The following is a 22,056-nucleotide window of genomic DNA, read 5'->3' as shown; positions in this document are numbered from 1 at the left end:
CAGATGCATGGGGATCCGATGATGTGGGTCGCCGGGGTGCGGGCGCTCTATCTGCAGGCGCTGCATCCGCGTGCCGTCCGTGGGGTCATGCAGAACAGTGACTTCCGCAAGGACGCCTGGGGGCGGCTGCTGCGTACCGCGCGGTTCGTGGGCACCCTCTCGTACGGGACCAAGGCCGATGCGGAACGGGCCAGCGCTCGGGTTCGGCGCATTCACGGGTTCCTCAAAGCCGACGACCCCGTTACCGGTGAGCGGTTCCGGGTCGATGATCCCGCGCTGCTGCTCTGGGTGCACTGCGCCGAGGTCGCCAGCTATCTGGACGTCGTGCGGCGCTCGGGGTTCCCGCTCAGTGACGCGCAGGCCGATCGTTATGTCGACGAACAGCGCGAGGCCGCCCGGCTCATCGGGCTCGAACCGGCCGGCGTGCCGCTGTCCATCGCCCAGCTCGATGCGTACTTCCAAGACGTACGGCCGCACCTTGCCGCCACCGGCGACGCGCGCGACGTGGACGACTTTCTTGCGCGGCCGCCCGTCCCTCCTCTGCTCGTACCCGTCCGCGCGCTGCTGTGGCGGCCCATCGCCCGGCTCGCCTATGACTCGCTGCCCGCGTACGCGCATGAGCTGTACGGCAGACCCGCGCCCAAGGCCGCGCAGGTCAGCCGTCGACTCCGCCTCGCCGGGCGGTTGTTGCGGTGCATCCCCGCGACGCTGCGCTGGCAGCTGCCGCCGAAGCACATTCTGCGGGCCGTCGAACGACTCGGGCCCGGAACTCGCCCTTCACCGTACAAACTTCGCAGACAGGCCGCCATACTGGACGGAGCCGGGGAGGGCGCAGCGGAGTGACGGGGGCGACATCGCGCGATGGCGGACACCAGGCTGATCCACGGCCGGTACCGGCTGCTCGAACTGATCGGGCGTGGCGGGATGGGCGAGGTGTGGGCGGCCCGCGACGAGTCGCTGGGGCGGCGCGTCGCCGTCAAGTGTCTCAAGCCGCTCGGTCCGCAGCACGAGCAGTCGTTCGCCAGGGTGCTGCGCGAGCGGTTCCGGCGCGAGGCGCGGGTCGCGGCCGCGCTCCAGCACCGCGGCGTCACCGTCGTCCATGACTTCGGGGAGTACGACGGCGGGCTCTACCTCGTCATGGAGCTGCTCGACGGGCGCAATCTGAGCCAGCTCCTGGAGGACAACAAGGGGCATCCGCTGCCAGTCGCGGACGTCGTGGACATCGCCGAGCAGCTGGCGTCGGCCCTCGCCTACACCCATGAACAGGGCATCGTCCACCGGGACTTGAAGCCCGCCAACGTCATGCGACTCGGCGACGGCACCGTGAAGATCCTCGATTTCGGCATCGCCCGGCTCGGCGCCGACATCGGCTTCACCTCCCGGCTCACCGGCACCGGTATCGCCATGGGGACCCCGCACTACATGTCGCCGGAGCAGATCGGCGGCGCGCCCGTCGACCATCGCAGCGATCTTTATTCGCTGGGCTGCGTCCTGTACGAACTGGCCACCGGGGCACCGCCGTTCGATCTCGACGACGCCTGGGCGATTCTCGTCGGGCACCGTGATACCCCGCCCGAGCCGCCACGCGGGCGGCGGGCCGAACTGCCCGAGTACTTCGAGCGGATCGTGCTCGATCTGCTGGCCAAGGAACCCGGTCAACGGCCCGCCGACGCACGGGAGTTGGCGCGTCGGCTCGCCGCCGGGCATGGGCGGTTCCGGGCCGCCGCCGCGCTGGAGGCGCCGCCAGCGACGCGTACGCCCCGGCTGCCGTCCTGGACGCGCGGGATGACCACCGGCCACAAGGCGACCGGCAGCGCCGACCCCGCCCCGCCCGACCTCGACGCCAGCCTCACCGGTGCGTGGACCACCGCGCTTCCGCCCGCCCCGCCCGAGCCCGACCGGCCGCCACCGCCACCGCCGGAGCTCCTGGCCAAGCTCACCGACCGCCACGACGCGGCCCTCGACCTCGCCCGGCGCGGCCGCTGGGCGGAGGCGGGCGAGGTGCACCGCGCGGTCGCCGCCGAACGCGAAATCGCGCTCGGCCCCGACCATCCCGACACCCTGGCCAGCCAGTACGAGGTCGCGTTCACCCTCGGCAGGACCGGGCGCTCGGCCGACGCCCTGCGCGAGTTCGGACGGGTCGCCGAGGCCCGGGCCCGCACGCTCGGCCCCGACCACCCGGCGACCCTCGACGCCCGCCAGGAGACCGCGTACGTCCTGGGCCGCCTCGGCCGGCATTTCGAGGCGCACCAGGTGTACGCGTCGGTGCTCGCCGACCGGGAGCGCGTGATGGGTCCCGATCATCCGGCCACCCTGCGCTGCCGTCACAACCTCGCCTTCAACCTGGGCAGTCTGGGGCGCCTGGAGGACTCGTACCGTATGGCCCGAGAGGTGGCGCAGGACCGGGCGCGGGTGCTCGGGCCCGGCCACCCGGACACCTTGGTCAGCCGGAACGAAGTCGCGTATACGCTCGGCCAGTTGGGGCGGTGGATCGAGGCGTTGCAGACCTATCGCGAGGTCGCCTCGGCGCGTACGGCCATGCTCGGCCCGGACCACCGCGACACCCTCGCCACCCGGTACGAGATCGGCATCAGCCTGGGCCGGCTCGGGCGCAGCGCTGAAGCGCTTGAGCTGTATCGGGTGCTCGTCGACGACCGTACTCGCGTCGACGGGCCCGACGACCCCGAGACACTGCGCGCCCGGCACGGTCTGGGCGTCAACCTGGGGCGGCTGGCCCGCTGGGAGGAGGCCCTGGCCGAGTCCCGGGAGGTCGCGGCCGTACGCGAGCGAGTCCTTGGCCGCGACCATCCCGACACGCTGGTCAGCCGCCGCGAGATCGCCGTCGGGCTCGGCTGGCTCGGGCGCTGGAGCGAGGCGCTGACCGCCTACCGCCAGGTGGCCGACGCCCGCGAGCGCGTCCTGGGCGCGGCTCACCCGGACGCCCTGGCCAGCCGGAACGAAGAAGCGCACTGCCTGGAGCAGCTGGGACGCGGGACCGAGGCGGTCGAGCTGTACCGCCGGGTGGCGGCGCTGCGGCGGAGTGGGGGGCGGGGGTAGCGGGGGCGCCTGTGCCCTGGCCGCCGGACATCCGTGGTGCGTGGCCGCGCGCCCCGGCCGCCGCCGATCGCCACGTACAGCCCTGTAGTGCGGGATCGCACCCTGGTCCCCGCCGATCACCCCGTGCTAGGAAGGGCCATGCCCGCACAGCAGGTCTATGACACCGTGATCGTCGGCGGGGGCCACAACGGCCTCGTGGCGGCCGCCTATCTCGCCCGCGCCGGACAGTCGGTCCTGGTCCTGGAACGCCTCGACCACACGGGCGGCGCGGCCGTGTCGACCCGCCCGTTCGAGGGCGTCGACGCCCGGCTCTCGCGCTACTCGTATCTGGTCTCGCTGCTGCCGCAGAAGATCGTGGACGAGCTGGGGCTGCGGTTCGCCGTCCGCAAGCGGAACGTCTCCTCGTACACACCCGTCGTCCGCGACGGCCGTCCCACCGGCCTGCTTGTCGGCGGCGGCGAGGAGCGCACCCGCGCTGCGTTCCGGCGGCTGACCGGCTCCGATGCCGAGTACGCGGCCTGGGAGGAGTTCTACGGGATGACCCGGCGGGTCGCCGAGCGGGTCTTCCCGACCCTGACCGAGCCGCTGCCGACAGCCGCCGCCCTGCGGGAGCGCGTCGGTGACGATGCGGCCTGGCGGGCGCTGTTCGAGGAGCCGATCGGGGTCGCGGTGGAGGAGCGGTTCACGGACGACCTCGTACGCGGAGTCGTGCTCACCGACGCCCTGATCGGCACCTTCGCCGACGCCCACGACCCCTCGCTCGCCCAGAACCGCTGCTTCCTGTACCACGTGATCGGCGGCGGCACCGGTGACTGGGACGTTCCGGTCGGCGGGATGGGGGCGTTCACGGACGCGCTCGCCGATGCCGCGCGGGCGGCGGGCGCGGAGATCGTCACCGGTCACGAGGCGACCGCGCTGCGCACGGACGGAAGTGCGGCCGAGGTGGACTTCCGTACGGGGACGGACGAGGGCACGGTCGCGGCCCGGCACGTCCTGGTGAACGCCTCGCCGCAAGCGCTGGCCGCCCTCACCGGCGACGTGGCCCCGCCGCCCGCCGAGGGCGCCCAGCTCAAGGTGAACATGCTGCTCACGCGGTTGCCCCGGCTCCGGGACACCGCTGTCGACCCGCGCGAGGCGTTCGCCGGGACCTTCCACATCGGCGAGGGATACGGCGAGTTGGCGGCCGCGTACGCCCAGGCTCTGTCCGGGCAGCTGCCCGCCGCACCGCCGTCCGAGATCTACTGCCACTCGCTCACGGACCCCTCCATCCTCGGCCCGGACCTCGCGGCGCGCGGCTACCAGACCCTGACCCTCTTCGGGCTGCACACCCCCGCGCGGCTGTTCGCCGACGACAACGACAAGACGCGCGAGGAACTGCTTGCCGCGACGCTGGCCCAGCTCGACGCGCATCTGGCCGAGCCCATCGCCGACTGCCTGGCCACGGACGCCCAGGGGCGGCCCTGCATCGAGGCGAAGACTCCGCTCGACCTGGAACGGGACCTGCGGCTGCCCGGCGGCAACATCTTCCACCGCGCACTCGCGTTCCCGTACGCGGAGGTTTCCACCGGCCGGTGGGGCGTGGAGACGGCCCACGCCAATGTGCTGCTGTGCGGTGCGGGCGCGGTGCGGGGCGGCGGGGTCAGCGGCATCCCGGGCCACAACGCGGCGATGGCGGTGCTGGGGTTGTAGGGCGCGCCTACTGCGCGATCGCGCGCGCCAGCGCGTCGGCCAGCGCCACACGAGGCGCCGACCCAGAGCGCCAACTCCTCACCGGATGAACGGAGTTGGCGAGCACGATCAGAAACGTATCGGTGGTCGGGTCCAGGACCATGCTGGTGCCGGTGAACCCCGTGTGGCCTGCCGTGCGCGGCGAGGTGAGCGCGCCCATGTACCAGCGCTGGTCGAGTTCGAAGCCGAGGCCGTGGGCGTGGCCGGGGAAGGCGGTGTTGAAGTCGGTGAAGAGCAGGGCGGTGGCATCGGCGCCGAGGATTCTCGTACGGCCGTGGGCGCCGCCGTCGAGGAGCATACGGGCCAGGACCGCCAGGTCCCAGGCGCAGGAGAAGATCCCGGCGTGCCCGGCGACCCCGCCGAGCGCGTACGCGTTCTCGTCGTGCACCTCGCCCCACACCAGACCCAGGTCCAGGCCCGACCACGGCTTGCGGGCGTCCTCGGTGGCCGCGATCCGGGGCCGCCAGGAGGCGGGCGGGTTGTAGCGAGTGCGGTGCATCCGAAGCGGAGCAGTGATCTCGTCGTGGAGCAGGGTGTCCAAACGGTGACCGCTGATCCGTTCCAAGAGCAGCTGTAGCGCGAGCATATTGAGGTCGGAGTAGAGGTACGCGGTGCCCGGCGGGCTGATCGGCGCGTCGTTCAGCAGCCGCCGCACCTTCCCCTCGTACGTCGGCTCGTCGTACAGCGGAAGCCAGGCGCGCAGCCCGGAGGTGTGCGTCAGCAGCTGTCGTACGGTGATGTCCTGCTTACCGGCCGCCCCGAACTCCGGGAGATACGCGGACACTTCGTCCTCAAGGGCCAGCTCGCCGCGCTCGATCCGTCGTACCGCGAGCAGTGCCGTGAACAGTTTGGTGAGCGACGCGAGGTCGAAGATGGTGTCCTCGGCCATCGCGATCCGCCGCCCGGGCGGGAGCTCGACGCCCGTGTCCGTCTTCTCGTCGTACGCCGAGTAGCGCACCGCCGTGCCGAGGGCGTGGTGCAGCGCGACCGTCCGGCCTCGGCCGGCGAGTACTACCGCGCCTGCGTACCAGGGGTGCGTCGGGTGCGTCGGCGTCGGCCCGAGGAACCCTTCGGCCTCCGTGACCAGCTCGGCCAGTCGCTCCGGTAGCAGTCCGGCCTCTGCGGCGGTGCCGTGCCGCAGCGCCATCCCCGTGTCGTCGTCCCGGACCATGGCCGCCACCCTAAGCCGCTGGAAGCGCGAATCTCGGACTGCGGACCGTGCGTGGCTTGTCGCGCAGTTCCCCGCGCCCCTTAGGTGACGCGGGACCGCATCGGACTGCCACCACGCCGCACGGTCAACCTCGGATCCCCACTCCCACGTAAATTATCTGACGCAGCATCAGAAAATCTCTTCCCTCGGCACCCCCGCTGCGGCATCCTGCGCCCCATGCAGACGGAGCTGAGCAGGAGACTGGGAGTCGAGCACGCCATCTTCGGTTTCACGCCCTTTCCCGCGGTGGCCGCCGCGATCACCCGGGCCGGTGGGTTCGGGGTGCTCGGCGCGGTCCGCTACACCGCGCCCGACGACCTCGCGCGCGATCTCGACTGGATGCAGGACCGCACCGACGGACTGCCCTACGGGCTCGACGTCGTGATGCCCGCGCGCAAGGTGGAGGGCGTCAGCGAGGCCGATGTCGAGGCCATGATCCCGGAAGGGCACCGGCAGTTCGTCCGGGAGACTCTGGCCAAGCACGGGGTGCCCGAGCTCGCCGTGGGCGAGGCGTCCGGCTGGCGCATCACGGGCTGGATGGAGCAGGTCGCCCGTAACCAGCTCGATGTCGCCTTCGAGTATCCGATCAAACTGCTCGCCAACGCGCTGGGGTCGCCGCCCGCCGACGTCGTCGAGCGGGCCCATGGCGCCGGTGTCCTGGTCGCGGCCCTCGCGGGCAGCGCCAAGCACGCCCGCCACCACGCCGACGCGGGCATCGACATCGTCGTCGCGCAGGGCTACGAAGCCGGCGGCCACACCGGTGAGATCGCCTCCATGGTGCTTGTGCCCGAAGTCGTCGAGGCCGTCGGCCCGTTGCCCGTGCTCGCCGCCGGGGGCATCGGCAGCGGTGCCCAGGCGGCCGCCGGGCTCGCGCTCGGCGCGCAGGGCGTCTGGCTCGGCTCGCTCTGGCTCACCACCACCGAGGCCGATCTGCACTCTCGCGCGCTCACTCAGAAGCTGCTCGCGGCGGGCTCCGGCGACACCGTCCGCTCGCGCGCGCTGACCGGCAAGCCCGCGCGCCAGCTGCGCACCGAGTGGACCGACGCCTGGGACGACCCGAGCGGACCCGGCACGCTGCCGATGCCGTTGCAGGGACTGCTGGTCGCGGAGGCGCTGTCCCGTATCCAGAAGTACGAGGTCGGACCGCTGCTCGGCACGCCGGTCGGCCAGATTGTTGGCCGGATGAACTCCGAGCGCAGTGTCCAGGAGGTCTTCGACGAGCTGACGCGGGGCTTCGAGCAGGCCGTGGACCGTATCAACCGCATCGCCGGAAGGGGTGGGGCATGACCGCCGACCAGCAGCCGCCCAACGGGTTCTGGGCGCAGGCCGCCGCCGACCCGGACCGTGTCGTGCTGACGGCCCCGGACGGGGTCGGCTGGACGGCGGGCCGACTGCACGCCGCCGTCAATCAGTTGGTCCACGGGCTGCGCGCGGCCGGGCTCGAACAGGGTGACGCGTTCGCCGTCGTGCTGCCCAACGGGGTCGAGTTCTTCACCGCGTATCTGGCTGCGTCCCAGGCCGGTTTCTATCTCGTCCCCGTCAACCACCATCTGGTCGGGCCCGAGATCGCGTGGATCGTCGCGGACTCCGGCGCCAAGGTGCTGATCGCGCACGAGCGGTTCGCGGACGCGGCGACCGCGGCGGCCGACGAGGCGAAGTTGCCGGGCAGCCACCGCTATGCGGTGGGCGAGGTGGCCGGGTTCCGTCCGTACGCCCAACTCCTGGACGGACAGCCCGCGTCGGTGCCCGACGGCCGCACGCTCGGCTGGGTGATGAACTACACCTCGGGCACCACCGGCCGCCCGCGCGGCATCCGGCGCCCGCTCTCCGGCAAGCTCCCCGAGGAGTCGTATCTCGGCGGCTTCCTGGGCATCTTCGGCATCAAGCCGTTCGACGGCAATGTCCATCTGGTCTGCTCGCCGCTCTACCACACGGCCGTTCTGCAGTTCGCGGGCGCGTCGCTGCACGTCGGCCATCCGCTCGTCCTGATGGACAAGTGGACGCCGGAGGAGATGCTGCGCCTGATCGACACGTACGGCTGTACGCACACCCATATGGTGCCGACCCAGTTCCATCGGCTGCTTTCGCTGCCCGCCGAGGTGCGTGCGCGGTACGACGTGGGCTCGCTGCGGCACGCCATCCATGGCGCGGCTCCCTGCCCCGATCACGTCAAGCGGGCGATGATCGAGTGGTGGGGGAGCTGCGTGGAGGAGTACTACGCGGCGAGCGAGGGCGGTGGTGCCTTCGCCACGGCCGAGGACTGGCTGAAGAAGCCGGGCACGGTGGGCAAGGCGTGGCCCATCAGCGAGTTGGCGGTCTTCGACGACGACGGTGAGCGGCTGCCCGCAGGTCAACTCGGCACCGTCTATATGAAGATGTCGACCGGCGGCTTCAGCTACCACAAGGACGAGAGCAAGACGCGGAAGAACCGTATCGGCGACTTCTTCACCGTGGGAGATCTGGGGTACCTCGACGAGGACGGCTATCTCTTCCTGCGCGACCGCAAGATCGACATGATCATCTCGGGCGGGGTGAATGTCTATCCTGCCGAGATCGAGGCCGAGCTCCTCACGCACCCGGCCGTCGCCGACGCCGCCGTGTTCGGCATCCCGCATCCGGACTGGGGCGAGGAGGTCAAGGCGGTCGTCGAACCCGCCCCCGGCCACGAGCCCGGCCCTGCGCTCGCCGCCGCGATACTCGCCCACTGCGAACAGCGGCTCGCGGGCTTCAAGCGGCCGAGGTCGGTCGACTTCATCGCCGCGATGCCGCGCGACCCCAACGGCAAGCTCTACAAACGACGGCTGCGCGAGCCGTACTGGGAGGGGCACGAGCGGGCGATGTGACGGGCCATTCCGGCCTGTGGCCCAGGTCACATCGCGCGACTGTCACGCGCGGTGGGCCTCGCCCGTCCTGATGCCGACACACCCCCGGGGCAGCGAATCCGTTCCCGGGGGACGGACATCAGGAGGAACCCCATGCGTGTTCTCGTCGCCGGAGCCACCGGAGTCATCGGGCGTGCCCTCGTGCCGCTGCTCTCCTCGGTCGGCCACGACGTCATCGGCCTGTCCCGCTCGACCGGGCGGGCCGCGGCCCTGGAGCGGGCGGGGGCGAAGGCGGTCGTCGCCGACGCCCTCGACGCCGCGGCCCTCGACCGGGCGGTGCGCGAAGCCGCCCCGGACGCCGTCGTCCATCTCCTCACGGCCATCCCGGCCGAGCTCAACCCCCGTAAGATGCCGAAGGAGTTCGCCCTCACCGACCGGCTGCGCACCGAGGGCACCCGCAATCTCGTCGAGGCGGCCCGGCACGCGGGCGTGCGGCGGATCGTCTCGCAGAGCGTCGCCTTCGCGTACGACCCGGACGGCGACGGGCTCGCCAACGAGGACACTCCGCTGTGGCAGGCGCCGCCCAAGCAGTTCCGGCGCTCGCTGGACGCGCTGCGCGAGTTGGAGCTGCGCACCCGGGACGCGGGCGGTCTGGTGCTGCGCTTCGGGCACCTCTACGGGCCGGGTTCGGCGTTCGACACCGACGGGCAGTTCACGCGTCAGATCAAGGACGGCAGGTTCCCGCTGGTCGGCGGCGGTCCGGCCGTCTTCTCCTTCACGCACGCGCATGACGCCGCCACGGCTGTGGTCGCGGCCCTGGACCGGAGCGTGACCGGTGCCCTCAACGTCGTCGACGACGACCCGGCCCCGATGAGCACCTGGGTGCCCGAGGTCGCCCGGCTGCTCGGCGCTCCCGCGCCCAAGCGCCTGCCCACCTTCGTCGCGCGGCTGGTCGCCGGAAGCTGGGGCGTGTCGTACATGACCCGGCTGCGCGGCGCCGACAACGCCCGTGCCCAGCTCAGCCTGGACTGGCGGCCGCGTCACACCTCCTGGCGCAGCGGCTTCGCCGTCGAGTTGAATGGCCCGGCGGCCGCGGCGATCTGATGCCGGTGGCCGGTACAGGGGAGAGGACACGCACGATGGCAGGACCCGCGCACCAGGAGAACGCGGCACCGGAACGGCCAGGGGATCCCGCCGCGGAGTTCGAGCGGTACCGGCCGCTGCTGCTCGGGCTCGCCTATCGTTTTCTCGGCTCCATGTGGGACGCGGAGGACGTCGTCCAGGACGCCTATCTGCGCTGGCGGGGCGTCGATCACGAGGAGATCCGGGAGCCGCGCGCGTTCCTGATCAAAGTGGTCTCGCGGCTCGCCCTCGACCAGCTGCGCTCGGCGCGTGTGACCCGTGAGGCGTATACCGGCCCCTGGCTGCCCGAGCCGGTCGCCACCGACGCGCTCGGGCCGATGGACACGGCCGAGCTGCGCGACACGGTCGCGTTCGCCACCGTGCATCTGATGGAGCGTCTGACACCGCCTGAGCGGGCCGTGTTCGTGCTGCGCGAGGCGTTCGAGCTGCCGTACGAGGAGATCGCCGACATCCTCGGCGTGACCGTCGCCAACTGCCGTCAGATGTTCCGCCGGGCCGGACAGCATCTGGCCGCCGGGCGCGAGCGCTTCAAGCCCGCCGACGAGGACCACGAGAAGCTGTTCACCCGCTTCCTGGCGGCGGCCCAGAACGGCGATCTCGCCGGGCTCACCGAGCTGCTGAGCGAGGACGTCGTCGCCTGGAACGACGGCGGCGGCAAGGTCCGCGCCGCCCTGCGCCCGGTCCTCGGCCGCGCCAAGGTCCTCGCGTTCCTCACCGGTCTGCTCAAGAAGTACGGGGTCGAAGCGACCCGCATCCTGCACATCAACGGCGCCCCCGCGCTGTACACCACCCTCGACGACCGCTCCCAGCTCACCTCCCTCGACGTCCGCGAGGGCCGCATCCACGGGATCTACTCGGTGCTCAACCCCGACAAGCTCGGGCATGTAGCCGTGTGACGGGGCGATGCGGCCCGCCGTGTGGCGGCGGGCCGCGCCTCTCGTCAGTGGTGCTCGTGCACGCGTACCACCCGCAGTGCGGGCGAGGCGAGGATGTCGCGTTCGCAGAAGCGGGACGTCACCCAGCGCTTGGCCGAGTAGAGCTTCGTCTGGTCGCTGTAGTGCGGGGAGTTGGGGTTCTCGGACTGGGAGTAGGTGAGGAGCGTGCGGGCCATGGGGCAGCTGCTGCCGTTCCAGCCGACCGCCTGGATGTGGCTGGAGCCGGTGGCCACCTCGGTGTAGCCGGCCGTCGGGTCCCAGATGCCTTCGACCTTGTTCCAGATGCCGAGCCCTTCCGTGCCGCCGGACAGCGGGATGCGCTTCCCGTTCCGTACGACGTACTGGTGCTCGCCCAGGGCCGAGTCCAGCGGGATGCCCGCCGTGCGCAGCTCGGTGACGGCGTCGGCCAGGGCGCGCGCGACGCCCGGTGATGCGGTGTTGAGCGTGTTGGGCGTGCGGACCGGATCGGCGGCGGAGAACGGTACCTTCCACAGCTCGGCCGCCGGTACGGTCGCGGTCAGCTTGCGCCAGTAGCGGTCGAAGAGCAGCGCTCCCCGGCTCGTGGAGTCGACCGTACGGTCCCACTTGGCCAGCACCGCGCACGCCGACGAGACATCAACTGCCGTGCCGCTGCTGTTCGTTGCAGTACCGCCGGGCAGGGCCGTGCAGGCCTTCGCCGTGTCGGCCGCCGTCAGGTTTCCGGCGGGCGCCCGGTCGGCGAACTCCTGCCGCTGGAGATCGGCGACCGTCAGCTCGCCCTTCGCCGCCATCGCCGACACGTCCTCGACGGCGCCGCGCGTACGCAGCGAGCGAGGCGTGCCGATGGTGCCGAAGACGCGCTCGTAGCCGGTCAGCGGGTGGTCGGTGTTGGTCAGCCAGGCGCTGTCGTTGGAGTTCTCGGCGTACGCGGCGTCCTTGAGCACCGGCATCTTGGCGGGCCCGAACACCCCGGGCTGCACGGCGTCCGGGTCTGAGCCGAGCGCGCAGTCACCGCGCGAGCCGTCCAGGACCGCGACGCCCGACGCCGGGTAGAGCGCCTTGCCGAGTGGGGTCGAGCAGCGCGCGGCCAGCTTGTCGGTGATGCGCGGGAGGACCTGGGACTGGGTGAACAGGGAGTGCCCCGAGGCGTCGGCGGCGATCGTGTTCACCCACGGCAGGTCCTGGGTGCGGCCGAGCGCCTTGGACATGTCGGCGGTGCTGCGCGCCTTCGCGAAGCCGAGAGCTGTGTCGGCGCGCAGATTCAGCGCGTTGGGGTCGTTGAGCGCGAACGCCGTGGTCCTGGTCCACGGAAGCGGCAGCGAGGGGCCGAGGTTGCTGACGATCGGGCCGTACCGGGTCCACCACTGCGTACGCGTGACGGTCGCGCCGTCCTTCACCGGAACGGTCACCGTACGCCGGGTCATGTGCTCGGGCTTGCCGTCGACGAGATACGCGGTCGGGTCCGCCGGGTCGAGGCTCAGCTGGTGGAGGTTGAGCGTGACGCCGGTCGCGACGGTGTGGCTCCAGGCCACCTTGTCGTTGAAGCCGATGCTCACCGTCGCGGTGCCGAGCAGGGCCCCGCCCGAGACGTTCAGCTCGCCCGGGATGGTCTGCTGCATCTGCCAGAAGCGGCGCCCGCCGTGCCAGGGGTAGTGCGGGTTGCCGAGGAGCAGCCCGCGTCCGTTCGCCGTGGCGGCGCCGCTGAACGCGACCGCGTTGGAGCCCATGTCGGCCTGGTCCTGGGCGAACAGCTCACTGGCCGCCTTGGCGCTGCCGGCCGGGTCCGGGGCGGTGGTCGGCGTGGCGGCGGTCGGTGGCTGCGCGGCCGTGATGCCGTCGACGCCGCGCCCCTGCCCGCCGAGCACAGAAATCGCGAAGCCGTGCGCGGCCACGTCGGTGATCGTCACCGGACGGACCCAGCGCGCACCCTTGCAGGCCGGGTCGGTGATCCGGTTCTGCTTCAGCCAGGCGTTGTAGCCCGCCGCCCAGCCGCGCATCAGCTCCTTCGACTGCGCGCTCGGCCCGGCGGGCGCGCGGGTCGCGAGCAGCTTCTCGACGACGTGTGAGTCCCTGACGCCCTTGAAATACAGGTCGCTTGAGAGGTTCTTGCTGGCCGAGGAGAGCGAGCCGTCGGTCACGCCGTCCGCGCCGAACCACCGCGACCGCTCCCCGCGGACCGTGACGAACCCGTCCGCGAGGGTGCACACCTGGTCGGCCGCCTGGGCGTAGCCGGTGCCGAAGCCGAGGTCCGCGTAGTCCTTGGCGACGATGTGCGGGATGCCGTACTCGGTGTAGCGGATGACGGCGGACAGGCCGCCGCCCGAGGGGTGGTGATCGCGGCCCCGGTTCTCGGCGGCGGCCGCCGGGGAGAGCGAGGCGGCGACGGTGAACAGGGCGATCCCGGCGAGCGCGAGCCGTCTGACCCGGGCCGTCGTACGTGTGCGTGTACGTGTACGTGTTCCTGTGCGCGTGCGGAGAGCCAACGTTCCTCCCAAATGGGCGGGTGACACTGGTGGTTGCTCATGACATACGTCGTACCGCAGCCACTCATTCAGCCCGGGCGCACACCTGTCAACAGGCCGACCGGCACCACCGCCCGCCCCAGGGGAAGATCGTCAGCCGTGAGTAGCCGGACCGTTCCGCAGATCCACGATCCGCTTGAACTTGCCCACCGACCGCTCGATCGTCTCCGGGTCGACGACCTCGACCCCGACCGAGACTCCGATGCCGTCCTTGACCGCCGAGGCGATCGAGGCGGCGGCCGCCTCTCGCTGCTCGGGCGCCGTGTCCGCGCGCGCCTCCACCCGTACGGTGAGCGCGTCGAGCCTGCCCTCCCGGGTGAGCCGCAGCTGGAAGTGCGGGGCGACGCCGGGTGTGCGCAGCACGATCTCCTCGATCTGGGTGGGGAAGAGGTTGACCCCGCGCAGGATCACCAGGTCGTCGCTGCGGCCGGTCACCTTCTCCATCCGCCGGAACACCCGCGCCGTACCGGGCAGCAGCCGGGTCAGGTCCCGCGTCCGGTACCGGATCACGGGCATGGCCTCCTTGGTGAGCGAGGTGAAGACCAGCTCGCCCCGCTCGCCCTCGGGCAGCACCTCGCCGGTGAGCGGGTCGACGATCTCCGGGTAGAAGTGGTCCTCCCAGATGTGCAGCCCGTCCTTGGTCTCCACGCACTCCTGCGCCACACCGGGCCCGATGACCTCGGACAGGCCGTAGATGTCGACCGCGTCGATGGCGAACCGCTCCTCGATCTCGCGGCGCATCTCCTCCGTCCACGGCTCGGCCCCGAAGGTGCCGATCTTCAGCGAGGTCGTCCGGGGATCGACGCCCTGGCGCTCGAACTCGTCGAGGAGCGTCAGCATGTACGACGGGGTCACCATGATGATCTCGGGGCGGAAGTCCTGGATCAGCTGGACCTGGCGGGCCGTCATGCCGCCGGACGCCGGGATCACCGTGCAGCCGAGCCGCTCGGCACCGTAATGCGCCCCCAGGCCGCCCGTGAACAGCCCGTATCCGTACGCGATATGGACCTTGTGGCCCGGCCTGCCGCCCGCCGCGCGGATCGAGCGGGCCACCACGTCGGCCCAGGTGTCCAGATCCCGCTCGGTGTAGCCGACGACGGTCGGGCGGCCGGTCGTCCCGCTGGAGGCATGCACGCGCCGGATCTGCTCCTCGGGGACGGCGAACATCCCGAAGGGGTAGTGGTCGCGCAGATCCGCCTTGGCGGTGAAGGGGAAGCGGGCCAGATCGGCGAGCGAGCGGCAGTCCTCGGGCCGTATCCCCGCCTTGTCGAACGCCTCCCGGTAGAAGCCCACATGCTCGTACGCATGGCGCAGCGAGGCCCGCAGCCGGTCGAGCTGCAGGGCTTCGAGCTCCGGCCTGCTCAGCCGTTCCGCCGCGTCCAGCAGAGGTGCCGCCATGGACCGCTCCCGTCATCACTCCGTACGAATCGGACGACCGATCATTCGGTCGATCCTCTCGGAATCAGTAATCCAGCCATCCGGCCGGACCGTCAAGACCTGTGGACAACCCGCTTCGCGCGTCGCCGTGCGCGCTCTCGGCGAAATCCCTTGGCGAGATCACCACGGGCTGTGAGGATCTTCGGTATGCCTGAGTTCACGACGCATGACGAGACCGCGCAGGACGAGATTTCGGATGACGGGACCGAGCTCGTCGACGGCGTCCGCAGCGTGCGGACCGCGTCGGGGATCCGGCTCGCGTACCGCGTCTGGGGCGAGGAGTCCGCGCCGCCCGTCGTCCTCGTGCACGGCCGTGGCGGCACCGGCGCCGACTGGACCCGGACCGCCGAAGCACTCGCGGCGACGCGTCGCGTGTACGCCCTCGACCTGCGCGGCCACGGCCTCAGCGACTGGCCCGGCAGCTACTCGTTCGAGGGGTTCCGCGACGATCTGCGCGGCTTCATCGAAGCCCTGGGGCTGGCCGGTGCCGATGTGGTGGGCCACTCCATGGGGGCCGCCGCCTGCGTGCTGCTCGCCGAGAACGCGCCCGGGCTGATCGGGCGGCTGGTCCTGGAGGAGTGCCCGCCGCTGATCCCCATCGTGCCGAGGCGCGGGTTCGTGGCGCGGCCGGAAGGAGAGCTCTCCTTCGACTGGGCGATCATCGCCGACATCAACGCCCAGCTGAACGACCCCGATCCCGCCTGGTACGAGGGCTACGCGACCCTGACCACCCCGACCCTGCTCGTCGCGGGCGGCCCGGACAGTCACATCGACCAGAAGGTGATAGCCGAGATGGCCGCCCGCATCCCCGGTGCCCGGCTCGTCACGATCGACGCTGGCCACTCGGTCCACGCCGAGCGGCCGGACGAATTCCTCGCGGAGATACGGGAGTTCGGCATCTGACAACCCGGCACCGCCGTCCGTCACCCCGTCGCCGACTCCGCCGCCACCGCCCGGGCCCAGCGGTAGTCGGCCTTGCCGCTGGGCGAGCGCTGGATGCTGGGCGCGATCACCAGCTGGCGCGGCACCTTGTAACCCGCGAGCCGGGTCCGGCAGTGGCTCTGGATGTCGTCGAGGGACGGCGTCCCGGCGCCCTCGCGCAGCTGCACCACCGCCGCCACATGGTTGCCCCACTTCGCGTCCGGCACCCCGGCGACCAGCGCGTCGTACACATCCGGATGGGACTTGAGCGCCTGCTCGACCTCCTCCGGATACACCTTCTCGCCGCCCGTGTTGATGCACTGCGAGCCCCGGCCGAGAACCGTGACGATGCCCTCTTCGTCGACCGTGGCCATGTCGCCGAGCAGCACCCAGCGCTCGCCGTCCTTCTGGAAGAACGTGTCGGCGGTCTTGGCGGGGTCGTTGTAGTAGCCGAGCGGTACGTGACCGCGCTGGGCGATACGGCCCGGCTCGCCGGGCTTCACCGGCTCGTACGTGGCCGGGTCGACCACCGCCGTACGGGAGTTGACGCGCAGCCTGAAGCCCTTGTCGGGGCCGGAGTCGTCGGTCGCCGTACCGTTGAAGCCGGACTCGGACGAGCCGAAGTTGTTGAGCAGCATCGCGTTCGGGACCAGTGCGCTGAACTGGGCGCGGACCGTCTCCGACATGATCGCGCCGGAGGAGGAGACGCTGAACACGGACGAGCAGTCGGTGCCCTTCATGGGGCCGCTCAGCGCGTCGATCAGCGGCCGCAGCATCGCGTCGCCGACCAGCGAGACACTGGTGACCCGCTCTTTTTCGATCGTACGCAGAACTTCCTCGGGCACGAACTTACGGTGGATGACCACGCGTTGACCGAAGTTGAAGCCGATGAAGGCGGTGAGGGTGGAGGTGCCGTGCATCAGCGGGGGAGTGGGGAAGAAGGTGATGCCCTCGCCGCCGGCCGCGACCCGCTCCGCCAGCTCCTCCGGCCGCCCGACGGGCTCGCCGGTCGGGGCGCCGCCGCCCAACCCGGAGAAGAACAGATCCTCCTGGCGCCACATCACGCCCTTGGGCATGCCGGTGGTGCCGCCGGTGTAGATGATGAAGAGGTCGTCGGCCGATCTGGGTGCGAAGCCGCGCTCGGCGGAACCGGCGGCCTCGGCCTCGGCGAACGGTACGGCGTCGAGCGCGGGCGCTTCCTCGGGCGGCTGTCCGACCCGTATGAGATGGCGCAGCTTCTCGGTGTGCGGCAGCGCGCCCGCGACCCGCTCGGTGAACTCGGCGTCGAAGACCAGTGCCGCCAGGTCCGCGTCGCGGTAGAGGTAGACCAACTCCTCTTCGACATAGCGATAGTTGACGTTGACCGGCACCACTCGGGCCTTGAGGCAGCCGAGGACCGTCTGGAGGTATTCGACGCCGTTGTAGAGGTGCAGCCCCAGATGTTCGCCCGGGCGGATGTCGCTGTCGAGCAGATGGTGGGCGATCCGGTTGGCCGCCGCGTCGAGCTGCGCATAGGTCACACGGCGCTCCGCGCCCGTGCCGGGGTGGTCGACGTACAGCAGGGCCTCGCGGTCGGGGACCACGTCGACGACCGACTCGAACAGGTCGGCAAGGTTGTACTCCACCGCTCCTCCTGACCCCGGCGTCATCCCGTGTGGCCGTCATCAGAGCAGAGCCGACCGCAACTGGGAAGGGTCCCCGGCGAAAGAATCTGACTGACTGTCAGAAAACTCTTGTACTGGGCCCCCGGCTCCTGCAACCTGTTCCAGTCCGATGACGGGAGGCACGCCCATGGGTGGCACCGAACACCTCGCCGTGCGCCGCGAAGGCGCCACACTCGTACTCACCCTCAACCGGCCGCAGGCCAAGAACGCGCTCTCGCTCGCCATGCTGGTCGGCCTCTACGACGGATGGCTGGAGGCCGACGCCGACGACGCGGTCCGCTCCATCGTCCTCACCGGCGCGGGCGGCGCGTTCTGCGCGGGCATGGACCTCAAGGCGCTCGCGGGGCGGGGGATGGAGGGCGAGCAGTACCGCGACCGGCTCAAGGCCGACCCCGACCTGCACTGGAAGGCGATGCTGCGCCATCACCGTCCGCGCAAACCCGTGATCGCGGCGGTCGAGGGTGCTTGTGTGGCGGGCGGTACGGAGATCCTTCAGGGAACCGACATCCGGGTCGCCGGGGAGAGCGCGGTCTTCGGGCTCTTTGAGGTCCGACGCGGCCTGTTCCCGATCGGCGGCTCGACCGTACGGCTCCAGCGTCAGATTCCGCGTACACACGCGCTGGAGATGCTGCTCACCGGGCGCCCGTACAGCGCGGCCGAGGCGCGGGACATCGGGCTCGTCGGCCGCGTGGTGCCCGACGGCAGCGCGCTCGATACGGCGCTGGAGATCGCCGAGCAGATCAACGCCTGCGGCCCGCTCGCCGTCGAGGCGGTCAAGGCGTCGGTGTACGAGAGCGCGGAGATGACCGAGACGGATGGGCTCGCCGCCGAGCTGAAACGCGGCTGGCCGGTGTTCGACACGGCGGATGCCAAGGAAGGCGCTCGCGCCTTCGCCGAGAAGCGTGCGCCGGTGTATCGGCGCGTGTAGCTGCCGCCGCGCGGCATGGGCTGGTTGGAACCTGCGGGCCGGTGGGGGCTTGTCGCGCAGTTCCCCGCGCCCCTTAGGGGGTGCACCGGGTCGATGCCAGTCAGGTGCCCCCCGCCCTTGCAAGCCCGACCTCCGAAGGAGGCACGCCCTCGATGCCTGAAGTCCTCAAAGCACCGCTCGTCGTCGAGTTTCCCTTTACCCGCTCTCTCGGGCCGGTTCAGAGCGCCTTTCTGACCGGGCTGCGCGAGCGCGTTCTTCTCGGAGTGAAGACCAGTGACGGTCGGACCCTCGTCCCGCCCGTCGAGTACGACCCCGTCACCGCCGAGGAGATCCGCGAGCTCGTCGAGGTCGCCGATACCGGGACCGTCTCCACCTGGGCCTGGAACCCGTCGCCGCGCCGCGACCAGCCCCTTGGCACCCCCTTCGCCTGGGTCCTGGTCCGGCTCGACGGGGCCGACACCGCGCTGCTGCACGTTCTGGACGCGCCCGGACCCGACGCCGTGCGGAGCGGGATGCGGGTCAAGGTGCGCTGGGCGCCGGAACGCAGTGGCGCGATCACCGACATCGCCTGCTTCGTGCCGTACGAGAGTGAACCCGTGGACCAACCCTCGCCGCACAGCGGTGAGTTCACCGATCCCGTCACCCAGATCGTCGCCCCCGCCCGGCTCGACTACACCTACAGCCCCGGCCGCGCCCAGACCGGGTACATCAACGCGCTCGCCGAGCGGCGGGCGGTCGGTGAGCGGTGTCCCGTGTGCCGCAAGGTGTACGTGCCGCCCCGGGGCGCCTGCCCCACCTGCGGCGTCGCCACCGAAGAGCGGGTCGAGGTGGGACCGGCCGGCACGGTCACCACGTACTGCATCGTCAACATCAAGGCGAAGAATCTCGACATTGAAGTGCCGTACGTGTACGCGCACATCGCGCTCGACGGCGCCGACCTCGCGCTGCACGGCCGGATCGGCGGCATCCCGTACGACCAGGTGCGGATGGGGCTGCGCGTCGAGCCGGTGTGGAGCGAGGGCGGGCGCTACCCCGACCACTACCGGCCCACGGGCGAGCCGGACGCCGACTACGACACGTACAAGGAGCTGATCTGATGGATCCGGCCAGGGACGTCGCCGTCGTCGCCTTCGCGCAGACCGACCACCGGCGCCGCACGGACGAGCTCTCCGAGGTCGAGATGCTGATGCCGGTGCTGCACCAGGTCCTGGACGCGACCGGCCTGAAGACCAGCGACATCGGGTTCACCTGCTCGGGCTCCTCGGACTATCTCGCGGGCCGGGCCTTCTCGTTCACGATGGCGCTCGACGGGGTCGGCGCCTGGCCGCCGATCGCCGAGTCGCATGTCGAGATGGACGGCGCCTGGGCGCTCTACGAGGCCTGGGTGAAGATCCTCACCGGCGAGGCGGACACCGCGCTCGTCTACGCGTACGGGAAGTCCTCGCCCGGCGAGGTCCGCGACGTACTGACCCGGCAGCTCGACCCGTACTACCTCGCACCCCTGTGGCCCGACTCGGTCGCGCTCGCCGCCCTCCAGGCGCAAGCTCTGATCGACGCGGGCGATACGGACGAGGTCGCCTTGGCCGGGATCGCGGCCCGTAGCCGCTCCGACGCCGGCGCCAACTCCCATGCCCAGGTGCGTGGTTCGCGTCCGCAGGGGGACTACCTCGTGCATCCGCTGCGTACCGGCGACTGTCCGCCGGTCGGTGACGGGGCCGCCGCCGTGATCCTCGCCGCCGGGGACGTGGCACGCGGTCTGTGCGCGCGGCCCGCCTGGATCCGGGGCATGGACCACCGCATCGAGGCGCACTCCCTGGGGGTGCGCGACCTCACCGACTCGCCGTCCACCCGGCTCGCGGCCGAGCGCGCCGGAGCTTTCGAACGGCCGGTGGACACCGCTGAGTTGCATGCACCCTTCACTTCCCAGGAAGTCGTGCTGCGCAAGGCGCTGCGGCTCGGCGCCGACGTACGCGTCAACCCGTCCGGGGGAGCGCTCGCGGCGAACCCGGTGATGGCCGCGGGTCTCGTACGGATCGGTGAGGCGGCCGCCCGGATCCACCGGGGCGAGTCCGACCGGGCACTGGCCCATGCCACCTCCGGGCCGTGCCTCCAGCAGAACCTCGTCGCCGTCCTGGAGGGGGAACCGTCATGAGCGTCGTTGGTAAGGAGCCCGTGGCCGTCGTCGGGATCGGCCAGACCAAGCACGTCGCCGCCCGCCGGGACGTCTCCATTGCTGGGTTGGTCCGGGAGGCCGCCCAACGCGCCCTGGAAGAGGCCGAGTTGACGTGGAGCGACATCGACGCCGTCGTCATCGGCAAGGCCCCCGACTTCTTCGAGGGGCTGATGATGCCCGAGCTGTACCTCGCCGACGCGCTCGGTGCGGTCGGCAAACCGATGCTGCGGGTGCACACCGCGGGCTCGGTCGGCGGCTCCACCGCGCTGGTCGCCGCCAATCTGGTGGCCGCGCGGGTCCACCGCACGGTCCTGACCCTGGCCTTCGAGAAGCAGTCCGAGTCCAACGCCATGTGGGGCCTGTCGCTGCCGGTCCCCTTCCAGCAGCCGCTGCTCGCCGGGGCGGGCGGCTTCTTCGCGCCGCACGTCCGTGCGTACATGCGGCGCACCGGCGCGCCCGACACGGTCGGCTCGCTTGTCGCCTACAAGGACCGGCGCAACGCGCTTCTGAACCCGTACGCGCATCTGCACGAGCACGACATCACCCTGGAGAAGGTCCAGGCATCGCCGATGCTCTGGGACCCGATCCGGTATTCGGAGACCTGCCCGTCGTCGGACGGGGCGTGCGCGATGGTCCTCACCGACCGTACGGGTGCGGCCCGTTCGCCGCATGCGCCCGCCTGGGTGCACGGCGGGGCGATGCGCAGCGAGCCGACCATGTTCGCCGGCAAGGACTTCGTCTCGCCGCGCGCGGGCAAGGACTGCGCCGCCGATGTCTACCGTCAGGCCCAGATCGCCGACCCGCGAAGGGAGATCGACGCCGTCGAGATGTATGTGCCGTTCTCCTGGTACGAGCCGATGTGGCTGGAGAACCTGGGGTTCGCGGCGGAGGGGGAGGGCTGGAAGCTCACCGAGTCCGGGGTCACCGAGCTCGACGGCGATCTGCCCGTCAACCCCTCCGGCGGGGTCCTCTCCACCAACCCCATCGGGGCCTCCGGCATGATCCGCTTCGCCGAGGCGGCCCTCCAGGTGCGGGGGCGGGCGGGGGAGCATCAGGTCGAGGGGGCGCGCAAGGCGCTGGGACACGCTTATGGCGGCGGTTCGCAGTTCTTCGCCATGTGGCTGGTCGGGGCGGAGCGGCCGGATCGCTAGCCGGGCTCAGGGGCCCTGTTCGGCCGTCGACGTGGACGCGGCGCGGTACTCCTTCCGTGGCCTGTCCGTCACCGGACACGATCGCTAGTCTGGCCCCGGACGACAGGGAACCGGGAGGAGCAGGGACGTGGCCGAGAGCACCACCCAGCAGACCCTTGTGGGTTGGGACAAGCCGGAGCTCGATCTCAGCAACGCCGACTGGAGGTCGAGCAGTCAGGGGATGGGAGACGTCCAGATCGCCTTCGTCGAGGGGTTCATCGCGATGCGCAACGGCGGCAGCCCCACCAGTCCGTCGCTGATCTTCAGCCCGGCCGAGTGGCGCGCCTTCGTACTGAACGCGCGGGACGGCGAGTTCGACCTGACCTGAGCGGCGGGCGGCGACAGGA

15 protein-coding genes and 2 pseudogenes are annotated in these 22,056 nt (G+C 71.2%); 13 read left to right on the top strand and 4 right to left on the bottom strand.

Annotated features, from left to right (window positions below; all coding sequences use genetic code 11):
* Nucleotides 1-18: 18 nt before the first annotated feature.
* The 3 genes from BG418_RS23020 to BG418_RS23010 all read left to right on the top strand — a co-directional run bounded on the left by BG418_RS23020 (nucleotide 19) and on the right by BG418_RS23010 (nucleotide 4,746).
* Nucleotides 19-843: an oxygenase MpaB family protein gene (locus BG418_RS23020; RefSeq protein ID WP_262928608.1), complete on the top strand. Its 825-nt coding sequence runs from the start codon at nucleotides 19-21 to the stop codon at nucleotides 841-843.
* Nucleotides 844-861: 18 nt separating this feature from the next.
* Nucleotides 862-3,057: a serine/threonine-protein kinase gene (locus BG418_RS23015; protein ID WP_188275870.1), complete on the top strand. Its 2,196-nt coding sequence runs from the start codon at nucleotides 862-864 to the stop codon at nucleotides 3,055-3,057.
* Between the two features lie 138 nt (nucleotides 3,058-3,195).
* A complete protein-coding gene (locus tag BG418_RS23010) occupies nucleotides 3,196-4,746 on the top strand; it encodes an NAD(P)/FAD-dependent oxidoreductase (RefSeq protein ID WP_188275869.1) in 1,551 nt (516 codons plus the stop codon).
* 16 nt (nucleotides 4,747-4,762) lie between these two features.
* On the opposite strand, the pseudogene BG418_RS23005 reads toward BG418_RS23010, so the two are convergent.
* A pseudogene (locus tag BG418_RS23005) lies at nucleotides 4,763-5,926 on the bottom strand (serine hydrolase domain-containing protein); the annotation flags it as partial.
* A gap of 246 nt (nucleotides 5,927-6,172) precedes the next feature.
* Between BG418_RS23005 and BG418_RS23000 the strand changes: the two are divergent.
* The 4 genes from BG418_RS23000 to BG418_RS22985 all read left to right on the top strand — a co-directional run bounded on the left by BG418_RS23000 (nucleotide 6,173) and on the right by BG418_RS22985 (nucleotide 10,856).
* Complete coding sequence (locus tag BG418_RS23000) at nucleotides 6,173-7,282, top strand: nitronate monooxygenase family protein (protein ID WP_188275867.1); 1,110 nt, start codon at nucleotides 6,173-6,175, stop codon at nucleotides 7,280-7,282.
* Entirely contained in the window at nucleotides 7,279-8,838 is a 1,560-nt protein-coding gene (locus BG418_RS22995; protein WP_188275866.1) for an acyl-CoA synthetase, read from the top strand. The genes BG418_RS23000 and BG418_RS22995 overlap by 4 nt, the downstream gene beginning before the upstream one ends.
* 132 nt (nucleotides 8,839-8,970) lie before the next feature.
* Nucleotides 8,971-9,921: an NAD(P)-dependent oxidoreductase gene (locus tag BG418_RS22990; RefSeq protein ID WP_188275865.1), complete on the top strand. Its 951-nt coding sequence runs from the start codon at nucleotides 8,971-8,973 to the stop codon at nucleotides 9,919-9,921.
* A 35-nt stretch (nucleotides 9,922-9,956) separates the two neighbouring features.
* Complete coding sequence (locus BG418_RS22985; RefSeq protein WP_188275864.1) at nucleotides 9,957-10,856, top strand: RNA polymerase sigma-70 factor; 900 nt, start codon at nucleotides 9,957-9,959, stop codon at nucleotides 10,854-10,856.
* 44 nt (nucleotides 10,857-10,900) lie between these two features.
* Here BG418_RS22985 and BG418_RS22980 read toward each other — a convergent pair whose 3' ends face one another.
* On the bottom strand, nucleotides 10,901-13,273 hold the full coding sequence (locus tag BG418_RS22980) for a penicillin acylase family protein (RefSeq protein WP_398999965.1): 2,373 nt from the start codon (nucleotides 13,271-13,273) through the stop codon (nucleotides 10,901-10,903).
* A gap of 216 nt (nucleotides 13,274-13,489) precedes the next feature.
* A complete protein-coding gene (paaK, locus tag BG418_RS22975; protein WP_188275862.1) occupies nucleotides 13,490-14,794 on the bottom strand; it encodes a phenylacetate--CoA ligase PaaK in 1,305 nt (434 codons plus the stop codon).
* A gap of 261 nt (nucleotides 14,795-15,055) precedes the next feature.
* Between paaK and BG418_RS22970 the strand changes: the two are divergent.
* Nucleotides 15,056-15,736 (top strand): annotated as a pseudogene (locus BG418_RS22970) (alpha/beta fold hydrolase); the annotation flags it as partial.
* Between the two features lie 20 nt (nucleotides 15,737-15,756).
* On the opposite strand, the gene BG418_RS22965 reads toward BG418_RS22970, so the two are convergent.
* Nucleotides 15,757-17,379 (bottom strand): acyl-CoA synthetase, encoded by a 1,623-nt coding sequence (locus BG418_RS22965; RefSeq protein ID WP_188275860.1) that lies wholly within the window; start codon nucleotides 17,377-17,379, stop codon nucleotides 15,757-15,759.
* A gap of 166 nt (nucleotides 17,380-17,545) precedes the next feature.
* Here BG418_RS22965 and BG418_RS22960 point away from each other — a divergent pair, with 166 nt between their 5' ends.
* The 5 genes from BG418_RS22960 to BG418_RS22940 all read left to right on the top strand — a co-directional run bounded on the left by BG418_RS22960 (nucleotide 17,546) and on the right by BG418_RS22940 (nucleotide 22,037).
* Nucleotides 17,546-18,346 carry a crotonase/enoyl-CoA hydratase family protein gene (locus BG418_RS22960; RefSeq protein WP_188275859.1) on the top strand — a complete coding sequence of 267 codons (801 nt, stop codon included), beginning with the start codon at nucleotides 17,546-17,548 and terminating at the stop codon, nucleotides 18,344-18,346.
* Between the two features lie 152 nt (nucleotides 18,347-18,498).
* Entirely contained in the window at nucleotides 18,499-19,443 is a 945-nt protein-coding gene (locus BG418_RS22955) for a Zn-ribbon domain-containing OB-fold protein (RefSeq protein WP_188275858.1), read from the top strand.
* A complete protein-coding gene (locus BG418_RS22950; protein ID WP_188275857.1) occupies nucleotides 19,443-20,498 on the top strand; it encodes a thiolase domain-containing protein in 1,056 nt (351 codons plus the stop codon). The genes BG418_RS22955 and BG418_RS22950 overlap by 1 nt, the downstream gene beginning before the upstream one ends.
* Nucleotides 20,495-21,670 carry a thiolase domain-containing protein gene (locus BG418_RS22945; protein ID WP_188275856.1) on the top strand — a complete coding sequence of 392 codons (1,176 nt, stop codon included), beginning with the start codon at nucleotides 20,495-20,497 and terminating at the stop codon, nucleotides 21,668-21,670. Before BG418_RS22950 ends, BG418_RS22945 begins: the two co-directional genes overlap by 4 nt.
* 127 nt (nucleotides 21,671-21,797) lie before the next feature.
* A complete protein-coding gene (locus BG418_RS22940) occupies nucleotides 21,798-22,037 on the top strand; it encodes a DUF397 domain-containing protein (RefSeq protein WP_188275855.1) in 240 nt (79 codons plus the stop codon).
* Nucleotides 22,038-22,056 lie beyond the last annotated feature (19 nt).

Source organism: Streptomyces sp. CBMA152 (assembly GCF_014596475.1).
Lineage (GTDB): Bacteria > Actinomycetota > Actinomycetes > Streptomycetales > Streptomycetaceae > Streptomyces.
Note: the sequence above shows the minus strand (reverse complement) of the source record. Positions and strands in the feature narration are given on the sequence as shown.